Source organism: Paraburkholderia sp. EB58, assembly GCF_050436665.1.
Lineage (GTDB): Bacteria > Pseudomonadota > Gammaproteobacteria > Burkholderiales > Burkholderiaceae > Paraburkholderia.
The window spans coordinates 19,543-34,097 of sequence record NZ_JBNDMQ010000059.1; the positions used below are offsets into that span (position 1 = coordinate 19,543).

The 14,555-nt window shown below is 56.6% G+C and carries 13 protein-coding genes; all 13 read left to right on the forward strand.

The annotated features are described in order from the left end of the window. The first annotated feature begins 127 nt into the window (after window positions 1-127). The 13 genes from P3T40_RS42405 to P3T40_RS42465 all read left to right on the forward strand — a co-directional run bounded on the left by P3T40_RS42405 (window position 128) and on the right by P3T40_RS42465 (window position 14,508). Entirely contained in the window at window positions 128-619 is a 492-nt protein-coding gene (locus P3T40_RS42405; RefSeq protein ID WP_429273651.1) for an Lrp/AsnC family transcriptional regulator, read from the forward strand. Between the two features lie 143 nt (window positions 620-762). Further along, complete coding sequence (locus P3T40_RS42410; protein ID WP_429273639.1) at window positions 763-1,404, forward strand: NAD(P)-dependent oxidoreductase; 642 nt, start codon at window positions 763-765, stop codon at window positions 1,402-1,404. A 184-nt stretch (window positions 1,405-1,588) separates the two neighbouring features. Continuing rightward, complete coding sequence (locus tag P3T40_RS42415; RefSeq protein ID WP_429273640.1) at window positions 1,589-2,509, forward strand: LysR substrate-binding domain-containing protein; 921 nt, start codon at window positions 1,589-1,591, stop codon at window positions 2,507-2,509. A 43-nt stretch (window positions 2,510-2,552) separates the two neighbouring features. Next, window positions 2,553-4,154, forward strand: a complete 1,602-nt coding sequence (locus P3T40_RS42420) for a PucR family transcriptional regulator (RefSeq protein WP_429273641.1) — start codon at window positions 2,553-2,555, stop codon at window positions 4,152-4,154. After that, window positions 4,151-6,202, forward strand: a complete 2,052-nt coding sequence (locus tag P3T40_RS42425) for a hydantoinase/oxoprolinase family protein (RefSeq protein ID WP_429273642.1) — start codon at window positions 4,151-4,153, stop codon at window positions 6,200-6,202. The genes P3T40_RS42420 and P3T40_RS42425 overlap by 4 nt, the downstream gene beginning before the upstream one ends. A gap of 14 nt (window positions 6,203-6,216) precedes the next feature. Next, on the forward strand, window positions 6,217-7,920 hold the full coding sequence (locus P3T40_RS42430) for a hydantoinase B/oxoprolinase family protein (protein WP_429273643.1): 1,704 nt from the start codon (window positions 6,217-6,219) through the stop codon (window positions 7,918-7,920). Between the two features lie 45 nt (window positions 7,921-7,965). Then, window positions 7,966-9,276 (forward strand): MFS transporter, encoded by a 1,311-nt coding sequence (locus P3T40_RS42435; protein ID WP_429273644.1) that lies wholly within the window; start codon window positions 7,966-7,968, stop codon window positions 9,274-9,276. A gap of 131 nt (window positions 9,277-9,407) precedes the next feature. Beyond that, window positions 9,408-9,797, forward strand: coding sequence for a RidA family protein (locus tag P3T40_RS42440; protein WP_429273645.1), 390 nt, complete (start codon window positions 9,408-9,410; stop codon window positions 9,795-9,797). Window positions 9,798-9,838: 41 nt separating this feature from the next. Continuing rightward, window positions 9,839-11,056, forward strand: a complete 1,218-nt coding sequence (locus tag P3T40_RS42445) for an NAD(P)/FAD-dependent oxidoreductase (protein WP_429273652.1) — start codon at window positions 9,839-9,841, stop codon at window positions 11,054-11,056. A gap of 402 nt (window positions 11,057-11,458) precedes the next feature. Continuing rightward, window positions 11,459-12,313 carry an ABC transporter substrate-binding protein gene (locus tag P3T40_RS42450; protein ID WP_429273646.1) on the forward strand — a complete coding sequence of 285 codons (855 nt, stop codon included), beginning with the start codon at window positions 11,459-11,461 and terminating at the stop codon, window positions 12,311-12,313. Between the two features lie 55 nt (window positions 12,314-12,368). Further along, on the forward strand, window positions 12,369-13,241 hold the full coding sequence (locus P3T40_RS42455) for an amino acid ABC transporter permease (protein WP_429273647.1): 873 nt from the start codon (window positions 12,369-12,371) through the stop codon (window positions 13,239-13,241). 2 nt (window positions 13,242-13,243) lie between these two features. After that, the gene (locus P3T40_RS42460) at window positions 13,244-14,032 is read left to right on the forward strand and encodes an amino acid ABC transporter ATP-binding protein (RefSeq protein ID WP_429273648.1); all 789 of its coding nucleotides are present in this window, start codon (window positions 13,244-13,246) and stop codon (window positions 14,030-14,032) included. Window positions 14,033-14,073: 41 nt separating this feature from the next. After that, window positions 14,074-14,508, forward strand: coding sequence for an FAD-dependent oxidoreductase (locus P3T40_RS42465; protein WP_429273649.1), 435 nt, complete (start codon window positions 14,074-14,076; stop codon window positions 14,506-14,508). Window positions 14,509-14,555: the final 47 nt, after the last annotated feature.

Here is a 14,555-nt window from a genome sequence, read left to right on the forward strand (position 1 = left end):
CAACGTTGATGCCGCCCGTGGCCTTCCCCATTTCAAGAGGCTTTCCGACGGAATGCAGGAAAACACCTGCCGTTTTTCCGACTTAATGGATGATGACTGTTGGGTGAGCGGATGTTTAAATCTTTGCATGAAGCTAGACCGGTATGACCTATTGATTCTCCGTACTCTCGCCCGCGATGGGCGTATCACGAAGTCTCGCCTGGCGGAGGAGGCTAACCTGTCGATCTCGCCCGCATGGGAACGAGTACGCAGACTCGAGGTGAGCGGCCTTATCCGCGGATATCGAGCGGATGTTGATTGGTCGCACGTTTTCAAGGGAAGCCGTGTTGTTGTCGAAGTTACGTTGGGCAGACATACGGCGCACGACCTGCGCCGGTTTGAAGAGCGTGTTATGGCCGCCCCCGAGGTCGTACGGTGTCACGCGACGGGGGGCGGGGTCGACTATGTCATGGAAGTCCTCTCGCGCGACATCGATCACTATCAGCGTTTCATCGACAGCTTACTAACAGAAGAACTGGGGATTGAACGTTACTTTACCTACATCGTCACGAAGATTGTGAAGCATGACGGCCTGTCGAGCGAACCGAGTTGGATCGACGAAGGGACCTCTGGAAAGTAGCGTTGAGCCACGCAATGGACTGGGCACTGCGGTAGGAACGTGGACTCCGGGCGTGCGATTTGGATGGAGTTTGTCAAGTGGAGAGAGACCTTGGTTATCACTGACGCAAGCAAATATGGAAACGGCCGACCGCGCATTTGACGATGGTCGACTATGCCAAGGCGGCAGTCTACCGATATCACCGATGTTTTGATGTATTTGAAAACGCGATGCGGCATGAACGCTGGCAGTTCATACGCCCAAAGCTACCGTATCAGACTTCAATAGGGATTCTGGGACTTGGGGAGCTTGGACTGGCGATCGCATGTGCGCTTCAGTCGGACGGGTTCCCAGTTAGCGGGTGGAGCAGAACGCTAAAACAGCTTCAAGGAATCGAAACGTACTCGGGACAAAGCGGGCTGCGCGCACTGGTTGGCAGATCCGATATTGTGGTGAATGTATTGCCGTTGACCGACAGTACGCGGAATATCTTGCAGGGCGATCTATTCCGGCATTTCCGACATGGAGCGAAGCTGATCAATATCGGACGTGGGGAGCACCTTGTCGAAGCAGACCTTCTACGGGCACTGGACGAGGGTACGGTTGGAGCGGCGACGTTAGACGTCGCGGTGGAGGAGCCTCTGCCGGCTTCGCATCCGTTCTGGGGACACCCCTCGATTCTTGTCACCCCGCATGTCGCCGGATTGTCACTGTCGACCTCGGAAGAGGATATTAGGGGCGGATTTTCATTGACGCGAGCGGACCTGGCGGGCGCAGGCGCGCTTATACTGTATTTCGAAATCTGATTAGGCGACAAAATACGGATGTGCAATCCTAGCGTCGTACTAATCGTAGAAAAATATTGGAGACTACCGCGACGTGGCGTGCTGACATGACGTGATTGGGCAGCCGCGAATGGTGGAACAGCCAATTCGCTATAAGTAGGACAGAAGCTACCATGGTCAGTTATGAACAAGTCGGGGGTAGCAAATGTCGCGTCCACTAAGTTTCCGGCACGTCGAGACAATTTATGCTGTGCTGCTGACAGGTTCCGTTACGGGCGGCGCCGCACGGCTACACGTGACGCAGCCGGCGGTGAGTAATTTACTCCGGGAGGCCGAGGAACGTCTTGAGTTTCCGCTGTTCGAGCGTCACGCCGGACGCCTCATGCCGACGCGGCGTGCGGAATTGATCTTTGCGGAAATCGAGCGCTCATTCACGGGGCTTGATTCAATCAATGAGTTCTGCAGTCGCTTGTGTCGCGGAGAGCGCCGGAAGATTATCGTGGCGTCTACACCTGCCTTCGCGAGTGCAGTTCTTCCGCAGGCAGTGAAAACCTACCGTGAGGATATTGCGGATCTACACTTTTCGATTGTGTCGCGAGGCTCAGATCACGTTCAGGCGCTGGTTGCATCGCAAAAGGCGGACATCGGATTTGCACTGGAAGAACCCGCGATTCCTGGCGTGCGTTCTGAGTTGCTCGTAGCGGCTCGACTGCTCTGCTTACTCCCTGGCGGCCATCCGCTTACAGAGAAGACCATGATCAGCGTGGGTGATCTGGTCAGCGAGCCGATGATCAGTCTCTCACGCAGCGAGCGTGTCGACGACATCATTGAAACAGCATTTTCAGAGTTCGGCGGCCCGCCGATCGCGGTGGCGGAATGCCCTGCCGCGATTGCCGCGTGCGCCATGGTTGAGGCCGGTATTGGATTTGCCATTCTCGATCCGATTTCAGCGCATCTCTTCCGGAACTCATCAATTGTATTTCGCACATTCATGCCGGAGCTCTATTTGAATCTCTGGGCTTACTGGGTGCCAGGCCGTCAATCGGCATTCGAGCAGGAGAACTTCATTCGACTTGTCCATGACATCGCGGGGGAGATCCTTGAAAGCGCGCTGTCCCAGGGATAAAACTTTGCGAGAAGATGCGTGACGAATGCGTGGGTGACTAAACATGAGGCTTGATATCGCAATTCGGGAGACAATCCTAAGCAATGCAGATATTGTGGCCGGGGAGGGTGGGCTGGGCCGCGAGATATCGTGGGTGCACATGGTCGATCATCCTGATGTCATTCAATGGGTGAAGCGCGGCGAACTGTTGCTCACCACGGGATACAGCTGGCCGCAGAACGCAGATGCATCCCGGGAATTCATCCGGGCATTGAACGAACGTGAACTCGCCGGCGTAGTCATGGCGGTGCCGCATTTCAGGAATCACTATCCATCCGAGGCGCTAGAGGAGGCGAACCGGATAGGATTGCCCCTGCTGGAGCTGCCATGGCATGTCCCGTTCAGCCAGGTCACGCATGAGATTCTCGCCAGCATTATCAATCACCAGGCAGAGGTGATCCGGCGCTCTGAGGAAATACACAGAGAGTTGACCAATGCGGCGATCACCGCTGAAAGTCTCAATGACATCGCGAGAGCGTTGACAAGATTGGTGAACCGGACAGTAACATTCACCGATGTGACGGGCAGAATCCTCGGTCAATGCACTGCAGCGGGAACGCGTGCAAGTGAGGAGTTCCAGTTCCTGAAAATGATGACGGACAGGCGCACTAGTCTGAAGGTAGTCTCGAACATCGGCCCGCTGATGCTGGAAGGACAACAGCTACCGGGTGCGGGTTTGCGGCTCGTGATGCCGGTCCGCCTCCGTGAAGCCGTCGTGGCGCTTATATGGCTCGACGTGTTGGATGGGATTCCTCACGAGCTCGACCGGCGCGCTATAGAGCATGCGAGCGTCATTTCCGCGCTGCATCTCATGCGACAGCAGGCTCTCGCACAGCAGGAAGACCGCCTCGGTTACGCCTTCGTAGCCAGTCTCCTGGATGGCCAGTTTTCCGCTTCTCCGGGTGCGCTTGAGCGCGCACACGTCTACGGTTGGCGCGATGATGCCTTATACCGTGTTCTCATGATCTTGCTGGATGAGCCGATTCCCCTGACATCGGACGGCTTTATAAGAAGGGAGCAAACCGTCACGGTCCTCAAGCAGGTCCTGAGAAGGCTGCGGCTCCCGGAACTCATTGCAGTCTCGCTTAACCAGATCAAACTTCTGCTGCCAGATGGGGCGAACTGTGAAGAGCTTTGGCGATCGCTTGGTGATCACCGGTCTGCAATGGCAGTGAGCCGATCACACCGCGGCTTAGCTGGCATGGCACTGGGTGCGCGCGATGTGGCCGATCTTTTGCCAACGCTTCGCGTCGGGAAGATTCACCACTTCGATGAGGTTTTGTTTCCCCGGGCGCTATTGGGAGACGAGGACGCGAGAGATATGCTTATAGCGCGCCTCATCGACCCTCTTGTGCAGCAACGGCGTGGCGAAATGTTGCTCGACACACTCGATGTGCTGTGTAACGAGGCGTTTCAGTTGTCCAGTACGGCGAAGTTGATGGGTATCCACATCAGCACCTTGCGCTACCGTTTGGAGCGCATTGAGGAAGTGCTCGGCGTGTCGCTCGAAGATCCTCAGGTGCGTTTCAAAGTGCAGGTGGCCAACGCGGTTTTCAAGCTGCAGGCTGAGTCAGTCTATTTCGAAGAACGGAGCGTTGTTCGATGACCAAGGCACTGGAAGTTGGTGTAGACATCGGCGGTACTTTCACCGATGTGGTGTCGCGCGACGAAGAGGGGAACCTGAAATACTTCAAGGTACCCACGACCCGAAAGGACGAAAGTATCGCAGTGCTCGCCTCGATTCGTCGCGTAGGTGAAGAGTGGGGCGCGGACCCGACGGTGATCAAACGATTCGCGCACGGAACGACGGTCGGGACGAACGCAATCCTTGAGCGCAAGGGCGCACGTGTGGGTCTCATTACTACCCGGGGTTTCCGCGACGTCCTCGAAATTGGCCGGCAGATGCGCCGAGGCATGTATGACGTCATCCTGAAACCGGAAACGCCATCGTTTCTGGTGCCGAGAAAACTGCGGAAGGAAGTTTCCGAACGCATCTCATCGGATGGTGAGGTGCTGGTTCCGCTGAACGAGGAGGAGGTGCTGCAGGCTGCAGGAGAGCTGGTCGCCGCCGGTGTCGAGGCGCTCGTTGTTTGCTTTCTCTTCTCCTTTCGTAATTCCACGCACGAGAAGCGCGCGCGCCAGTTGTTGGAAGCCGAGTTTCCTGCGTTGACGCTAGCCATTTCTCATGAAGTTAATCCGGTCTATCGCGAGTATGAACGTACGGTTGTGACCAGTTTCGACGCTTATGTAAAACCAGTGATCGAACGGTATCTGACACGCATCGAGGACGGACTTAAACACAGTGGCGTATCCGTTCCGCTGCAGGTAATGCAGTCGCGCGGGGGGCTCATGGCGTCGTCGATTGCCCGAAAACGTCCCGTGCGGTTGTTCCTGTCGGGGCCGGCCGCGGGAGTGGTCGGCGCGCAAGTTACCGGTAGCGCCTGTGGTTTCGGGGATGTCATCACCGTCGACGTTGGCGGTACAAGCAGCGATATCGCAGTGATCAAGGGCGGACGCGCCCTGATCCGTCCAGAAGGACTGATTGATGGCTTCACAGTGAGGGTGCCGATGGTCGACGTCAATTCGATCGGATCTGGCGGAGGCTCGATCGCCTGGCTCGACGCAGGTGGCGCCCTTCGGGTCGGACCCACTTCAACCGGCTCGGAGCCTGGCCCCGCCTGTTTTGGCAGGGGCGGAGAGATGGCAACAGTGACCGATGCTTCCGTCGTCCTCGGCTATCTAAACCCGGACAACTTCGCCGGGGGTGCGTTGAAACTCCGTCCGGAGTTGGCTGCTGCTGCGATTGAACACAATATTGCCGTACCACTTGGACTCAGCGTTCGGGAGGCGGCTCTTGGGATCCATCGTATTGTGAACGCACAGATGGCCGAAGGAATCCGCGCCGTCTCCACCAGGCAGGGACTGGACCCGCGAAAATTCGCGTTGATGCCGCTCGGCGGAGGCGGAGCGCTGCATGCGGTGCTGCTCGCCCGCGAACTGGGTATGGATACGGTCGTCGTGCCCCGGTACCCCGGCGTCCTCTGCGCAGCAGGGCTTCTTGCCGCACCGGTAGAGCACGAAGTGACAGGCGCCTTCGGCAAGACGTTCGCCGAAGCAGACCACCAGATCATGCAAGAGGCACTTAAGACACTCGATGAGCAATGCGAAATATTGATGACGCACGAAGCAATTGGCGCGGCACCAATCAGTGTGCAGCATTACGCCGACATCTGCTACGTGGGCCAGGGGTATTGGCTTGAGGTCCCGCTCCAATCTTCGTCGGACGACATGCTCGAGCGAGCCTATGAAGCGTTTCTGGAAGCACATCAGAACATATATGGTCATAGCGATGGGTCACCCGCCCGGATAGTGAATCTGCGCTCGGTGCATCGAACGGCAAGCACCAATCAGATCGAGACGACGGCGTACAAACCAGTTGGTTTAGCTACAGAACTCGGCGTACGTTCCATCCTTTTCGACGTTCGAGAGGGCCCTGTCGAGGCAACGGTCTATTCGCGTCAGGCGCTCCCAGTTGGATTTGAATTCGATGGTCCGGCCATCGCGGAGCAGGACGATACAACGATTCTGGTGGATTCATACTGGAAAGCGACGGTGGATCACACGGGCGCACTGGTGTTGCGAGCCCGGAAGTGAGGCATGAGACCGAGATGAAAACTTACGATACCCAATCCTCCGCGTCATGCGTCGCAATCGACCCGATCACGCTTGAGGTCGTTCGCTACAAGCTGGAAGGGATCGCGAACGAGATGCAGTCGACGCTGCTGCGAAGCTCGTTCTCGCCAGTCGTCAAGGAAGCGTTGGATGCATCGGCAGCAGTCTTTACGCCTGAAGGCGAAACGCTTGCGCAAGCCTTGGCTATTCCCAATCACCTCGCGACATTGATTCCGGTGGTCTGCGCGTTCCTTGAAGAGTTTCCGACGGATTCCATGAAAATGGGGGACGTGTACATCATGAACGAGCCTTACCTGGGAGGAACGCATCTACCCGATATCGGAATAGTCACCCCGATTTTCCACAAAGGGGAAGTGATGGCTTTGGCCGCCACGATGACTCACCATCAGGACGTGGGCGGAATGACACCCGGTTCTATTCCCACGAACGCGACGGAGATCTATCAGGAGGGGATCAGAATTCCGCCACTGAAACTCTACGACGCAGGCGAGTTAAATGTCACGCTGGCGAAGATGTTACGGCTCAATGTTCGGTTGCCAGACACGCTGTTTGGTGACTTGAACGCACAAATTGCAGCGTGCAACATTGGCTCGCGCCGCATGAGCGAGCTCGCTAACGTATACGGGCGCGAGCAGCTTTATGTTTTCTTCGAGGAACTACTCTTCCACTCCGAACGGGCGACCCGCGCGCGGCTGCGCGAAATCCCGGAGGGCATCTATCGGTATGCTGATTGCCTCGACAACGATGGTGTTGAGCTCGATAGAAGAGTTCGTGTCGAAGTAACGGTGACGATCAGCAACGGAAGTATGCACGTCGACTTCACGGGAACCGACGCGCAGGTAAAAGGACCGCTGAATGTGGTGGAGTCGGGATGTATGGCCGCGGCCTATTTCGCTCTTCGAGCAATTACCGGCAGCGATTTACCGACCAATGCCGGATGCTTTCGGCCGGTCTCTTTGTTTCGCCCTGAAGGTAGCCTCGTAAGACCGATTGCGCCGGCTCCCGTCGGTACCCGGACGGCGACAATCAAGCGCATTACGGGCTGCATCCTCAGTGCATTCAAGGACGTACTGCCGGAGCGTGTACCGGCCGATTCGTCCGGCGTGCTGTTCGGGCTTGCGTTCGGCGGTCGGGACGCAGCGCATCGGCCATACGTGCTGGCCGAGATCCTCACAGGAGGAAGCGGCGCGAGCGCTGGCAGTGATGGCGTAGACGTGATCGAAACCGACGCTACCAACTGCATGAACCTGCCGGTCGAAGCGCTGGAAATGGAGATTCCCGTGCGTGTTCGACGGTTGGAACTTAGGGCCGATTCGGGTGGCGCCGGAACGTTTAGAGGCGGACTGGGTATCGTGAAGGAGTATGAGTTTCTTGGAACTGAGGTGACCTTCACGCATAGGGGAGAGCGCCATTTTGGAGAGGCGTCCGGTTCTTGCGAGGGGCATGGCGGCGCAAGTGCGTTTTCGCAGATCACGCGGGCCGACGGTCGGGTTGAAACAATCCAGTCGAAGCTCGTGACCACGTTACGCACCGGTGACCGGGTCGTTGTTGAAACGCCAGGCGGTGGTGGCTATGGAGACCCGGGCAAACGTGATCGCAATCTCATCGAGGAAGACGTAGCGAACGGAAAGGTTTCGGTCGACGCCGCGCGGACCTTATACGGTTGGCAAGGCGACTGAGCGCATCAATAGGCTCACCGTGTTTCAGGCGATGACGGAGGTGCTATGGATGCTGGGCGTTTGAGTCGCGACAAAGCAGTTTATGTCGCATGTCAAGAAGTACATAACCCGGGACGACGCGAACTGAGGCGTGCTGCGGTCGCCGCGTCAGTCGGGAATTTGCTTGAGTGGTATGACTTCGCAGTGTATGGATTCCTCGCAAATATCATCGCAGCCCGCTTCTTTGCGTCGGGTGATTCTGTCTCGGCGTTGCTCTCCTCCTTTGCAGTGTTCGGCATTGGATTTCTCGCACGGCCGCTTGGCGGCGTTGTGATCGGTGGCCTCGCCGATAAACGCGGCCGAAAGCCTGCCTTGACGATCACCATTATCCTGATGGCATTGGGGACACTGATGATCGCGCTGCTACCCACCTATGCTTACATCGGATTCTGGGCTCCGGCGCTATTAGTTGTCGCGCGGCTGATTCAGGGATTTTCGGCGGGCGGAGAGTGGGGGACGGCGACTGGGTTCCTGGTCGAATGGGCGCCGCATGGTCATCGTGGCTTTTACGGTAGCCTTCAACAATGTACGGCTCTAGCGGGGCTTCTGATCGGATCTGGGGTGAGTGCGCTTGCGAGCTCCCTGATCCCGGCTTCCCAGATGGAAGTATGGGGATGGCGCGTTCCGTTTCTCCTTGGCGCGCTGGTGGGACCGATTGGCTTTTACGTGCGACGCAACGTCGAGGAGACTCCGGCGTATACCACCCAGAAGACCTCGCTGCCATCCATCCAGGCGCAGTGGGGGGCCGCGACGCGATTGTTTGCGCTGGTCGCGGTGCCATTCGCTGTCGTGTTCACGCTTATGTCGTACCTTCCAACCTTCACCCAAAAGTACGGGGGCTTGAGTCGGTCAGAATCGTTGTGGGCGAATACTATTTCGCTTGTCGTATTGATTGTCTGCATACCCATTGCGGGCATCTGGTCCGACAGGATCGGCCGCCGTCCCTTGCTGGTAGCGTCAAATCTCTGTTTTCTCTTTCTCTCGGCGCCGCTTCTTTGGACCACCTTGAGGTTTCCCGGCTTTTCAACCGTTGTCCTCGTGCAAATTGCGTTCGCGTTGTTGTACGCAACCTATGCTGGTGCAGGAGCCGCCGCCTATAACGAGCTGTTTGCCACATCGAGTCGCGTTCTCTGGTTATCGATTTCGTACAACCTGTCGGGAATCGTGTTCGGCGCATTCGCCGGTTATATCGCGACCTGGCTGATCAAAACCTGGGGCTCTCCCATTGCAGTTGTGTACTTCGTCCTGTTCGCCGCAGTGGTTTCGGGCATGGGGATGATCGGCATGAAAGAAACGGCACATTCGCCGCTGCGTTAAAGCGCCAGACATTTGGCGTACGAGGTGTCGCTTATGGGGCATTTCGAGATGTGAATGGTAGGTCCGCCTTCGGTATGTGATGCTGCAGAACTCGAGTTGAGTTCGCGTTTCCGATAACCGTAGGAGTAGCCATGCCAATTGAAAGAGTCAAGTCACCCTTGCAATCGAATTTGCCCATTAGTAACGCCATCAGGGCAGGGAAGAATATCTTCACATCTCAGGTGCCGCGGGTGCCTTCTACCGGCGAGATCTTAAGTGATGGGGACATCGGCAAACAGGCCCGCCAGACATTCGAAAACCTCAAGGTCGTGATGGAATCCGCGGGCGGGAGTCTGGCAAACGTCGTTCAGCTCACGATTTTCCTGGTAGAGGCAGAGGATGCAGCCGAGATGAATCGTGCGTACCGTGAGTACTTCGCCGAACCGTTTCCGAACAGGGCGACAGTGGTGGTTAAAGCGCTGCTCGTGGAGGGAATGGCAATAGAACTGACTGCTCAAGGCTATGTGGACAACCAACTCTGAAGCGCGGGGATAAACACGTGTCTTCGGACAATTCTGTAGCTGTGATTGGCGCCGGCATCGCCGGATTGAGCGCAGCCGTATTTTTACAACGTAGTGGATATCAGGTGTCCGTCTACGATGGGCAGCCGCCTGGCACCGGCGCTTCCTATGGGAACGGGGGCTTGTTGAGCCCCGGAAGTTGTATGCCGATAGCACTGCCAGGAATGCTGCGAAAGGTGCCCGGTTGGATCATGGATCCAGACGGGCCGCTCTCGGTGGATCCACGGCACTTGCCGGTTGCGGTTCCGTGGCTTCTCCGCTGGATCAAGGCCGGGAGCCGGGCGCAGGTGGACCTTGCCGCCGACGCGCTATGGAGCCTTCATTCAGTGGCGTTCGACGCCTACAAGGAACTGCTTGGCGAGCAACATTTCTCTGATTTGATCAGACAGACGGGACAGATCTACGTTTGGGAGAGCGAAGACGAGTCCGCTGGCGATCGGATCTACGACACGATGCGCAGGCGCTACGACATCCCGTTCGAACGCCTTCCGCTCAAGGAGCTGCGCGAATTGGTCCCTGAGATTTCGCCCGCAATCAAGAGGGCCGAGTTTTATCCGAAGAACGGGCATACCGTTAATCCGCTCAGACTTGTACAGATAATCGGGCGATTGTTCGTCGACGCAGGAGGCGTGTTTTGCCAGGAGCGCGTCATGAAGATACTTCGGCAGCCCTCCGGGTTCAGGATTGTGAGCAATCTGAGTGACCGTCCGGTGGCTCGTGTTGTCGTTGCCGCCGGGGTCTGGTCGAAGCAGCTGCTTGCGCCATTGGGCATCACGTTACCGCTTGAGCCCGAGCGTGGATATCACGTTGAAGTCGTGCGTCCATCAATGAACTTGCGATTTCCAGTTCTGCACAAGGAGCGCGCGATGGGGGCGATCCAGATGGAGGGCGGCTTGCGCATCGCGGGGACAGTTGAAATTGCGGGGTTGGAGCTGCCACTCAACGAGCATCGGGAAGATGCGATGCTAAAGAACGCCCTCGCTCTCTTTCCCTCACTGGAATTCGAGAGGAGTTCGCTGTGGATGGGGTTTCGCCCCTCGACCCCAGATAGCTTGCCGATACTTGGAGAGGTCGATGGTTGGCCGGGCCTGTATCTCGCTACTGGGCATGGTCACACCGGCATGACCGCGGGCGCGGTGTCCGGTCGTCTTATCGCGCAGGTGATGAACGGTTCCCGGACTTCGATCGATCCCCACCCTTACAGACTGTCCCGGTTTTGACAAGGGGCGGGCAACCCGCGCCGTCTGCGGACGGCACGGCAGTGAGGGCAAACACCAGACGGACTCAATACTTCCGCACGCCGCCCGTTGCCATCCAATGGTTGGAGTCACGCATGCCGGTGGACTTATGACGCATTTTAAAAAGTGATTATTCTTTTGAATGTGGGCGTGGAAATCTAGCGCTAATCCCGTATCTGGCGTCGTGAAGAAGGGCAACCTGGTCCTGACAGTTGGGCGCCGCAGCACAAGATCTGGAGAGACACATACAAACCGCCATTTCTTGCACGAGCGACGGTCGTGGTCAATGAGTCGATACATTAAGGAATACGTATTGAATCCACGATCGGTGATTTTTATAAATTAGTAGTATTTATCTTAAGAATCTCAAAGGAGGGGTGTCGGATGAAATTCTCTTGGAAATTAGCCGCGTCGGCGTTAGCGCTCGCTCTGTCTGGTCTGGTTGCATCGCCAGCATTTGCCGAAACCAGTTTGACCAAACTTTTGCCTCAATCTGTTCGCGACGCAGGCGTACTGCGAGTGGTTGCGGCCGAGAGCGGGCCGCCCATGCTTTATCTGGGAAAGGATGTGCGAACGGTCGAGGGCATGGAGGCTGACCTGACACAGGCGGTGGCCGACGCGCTTGGCGTTAAGCTTGAATACACAATGGGTACCTTCGATAGCTTGATCCCGGCGATTACAGCTGGCCGCGCCGATCTCGCCGTTGGTTCGATCGGAGATCTTAAATCCCGTGAGCCACAGGTTGACTTCGTCGACTATGTTAAGGCGGGAATTGGTATGGCTACGCTGAAGGGAAATGCAAATGGAATCACTGACGTAGCGAGCCTCTGCGGAAAACAGGTCGCTGTGATTAGAGGCACTTTTCAGGAAAAGGAGCTCCACGCCCAGCAGGAGAAATGCCAGGCCTCGGGAAAGCCGCTGGAGGTCCAGACCTTTGCAGATCCCAATGGAGCGGCTCTTGCCCTGCGCTCGGGACGAGTTGACGTCTGGTCAGGTGACAGCGCGGCTATTGGCTATGACGTGAGTCAATACCCTTCAACGCTTCAGCTAGCTGGCGAAATGCATCCGATTGCTCTTTTAGGCTATGCGGTTAGCAAGCAAAACACCCAGCTACGAGACGCAATCAAAGCGGCGCTAGAGGCCGTCCAGAAGAGCGGAAAGTATAAGCAGATCTTCGACAAATGGGGGCAAGGCGCCACCATGGTCGACAAGTTCACTGTCAACGACGCTTGGCTCTAAGGCAAACCGCATCATGGGAAATCAATCACCTTCTCTTGCTGATTCGCGATCCTCCATGTCAAACAAGAAGACCGGCAAATCAAACAGCGAGGGCTTTGTGGTAGTGCCGTTGCGCCATCCTGGTCGTTGGCTCAGCGCTGCGCTCATGCTGTACGTCATTCTCGTCATTGCTGATCTTCTGATCACCAATCCCCGTTGGCTCTGGGGAACGGTATGGGAGTACCTGTTTAGCGGGCCGGTTTTGACGGGGGTTGGAAACACCTTGTTTCTGACCGTTTTAGCGGAAATCGTTGGCATCAGCTTCGGCATTCTGCTTGCGATTATGCGGCTTTCGGAAAACCCGCTTCTATCATGGTCGAGCGCAGCCTATACGTGGATTTTCCGTGGTATTCCGCCGCTGGTGATGATCCTGTTCATCTATTTCTTCTCCGCGCTCGTTCCGGTGCTATCTATCGGCATCCCGTTTGGACCCTCGATCAAACTTGTGGCGACCAACAAGGTCATCACTCAACTGATAGCGGCGGTTCTTGGGCTTGGTCTTGCCCAGGCAGCCTATGTTTCGGAAATTGTGCGTTCCGGCATCCTGTCAGTGTCACCGGGTCAAACGCGTGCTTCCCTGGCGCTTGGAATGACCCCTCTTCGTGCAATGCGGCATATCGTCTTTCCGCAGGCAATGCGAGTGGTCGTTCCACCGCTAAGCAATGAGGTGATATCCATGGTGAAGGCGACATCGCTTGTTAGCGTGATCGCTTACACGGAATTGTTGACAACGGTCCAACAAATTTACTCTCGTACGTTTGAACAGATTCCACTCCTGATGGTTGCCGTCATCTGGTACGGGTTTATCACAACCATCCTGACCATCGCTCAATCCCATATCGAAGGTCGTCTGAACAAGTCCGTAAAGACAATGAAAAGGGGAAAGTGATGATGAGCACCGAAGTTATGCAATCTCGCAAGGTGATGGTTGAGGCGCAAGACGTCTGCAAAAGCTACGGGGACACGGAAGTTCTTAAGGGGATCAATCTTAACGTTAGTCAGGGCGAAGTGGTTTGCGTCATAGGACCCTCCGGATCAGGAAAGTCCACACTACTGCGTTGCATGAACCATCTCGAACACGTGGACTCGGGGCGACTCAGCGTGGACGGTGAACTGGTTGGATATCGTCAGGAAGGACATAAGCTCTACGAATTGAAGCCTGGTGAAGTGTGCTTCCGGAGGCGTGGCATCGGCATGGTGTTTCAGCACTTCGAGCTGTTCCCGCACATGACTGCGCTGGAAAATCTCTGTCTGGCGCCGACGGTTGTCCTCAGGCGTCCGAAGGCTGAGGTCAAACGCGACGCATTGTCAATGCTGCAAAAAGTTGGACTGTCCGAGAAGGCGGGTTGTTATCCGTCGCAACTGTCGGGAGGGCAGCAACAACGTGTGGCCATTGCGCGCGCGCTCACGATGCACCCGAAGATCATGCTTTTCGATGAGCCCACATCGGCGCTGGACCCTGAACTCGTCGGCGAGGTACTTAAGGTTATGCGCGACCTGGCGAGTGCCGGTATGACAATGGTCGTTGTTACACATGAGATGGGCTTTGCCCGCGAAGTCGCAAACCGGGTCGTCATCATGGATGGAGGGCGCATCATCGAAGACGGGCCACCTTCTGAGATTTTCTCAAACCCGCAAACTGACAGAGGCCGCTCGTTCCTTGAACGCCTGCTGGCGTAAGCACCCAATTAGACTGCGTAAAAGGAAAAGGTACGGTTTCGATGAGTAATCCTGTATTGGTGATAGGGGGAGGCGTTGCAGGCCTTTCGGCGGCCCGGAGCCTGCAATTGGCCGGACGTAGTGTCGCAATCATCGATCCCTTGCCTTCCCCCGGCGGAGCGTCGTTCGGGAACGGAGGCTTCATTTCGCCGGACAGTTTCATGCCGGGCGCGCAACCAGGCATGCTTCGGAAGATACCGGGATGGCTTCGCGACCCCATGGGACCGCTGGCTATTGATCCGCGCTATATCCTGCGCGCGCTACCCTGGTTTTTTCTGTGGCTGAGAGCCGGGCGGCTCCAACGCATGACGGCACTTGCACACAGTCTTTACGCGCTGCATGCGCCCGCCTTGGGGGAATGGAGGAGACTGCTCGGGCAGGAGCTCTACGACGAATGGCACTTACTTAAGCCAGCATGGAGGAGAAGACGCGGGTAAGTACTTGAAGAGAAACGGAGGAGGCTGATCCAGGGATTGATAGGATG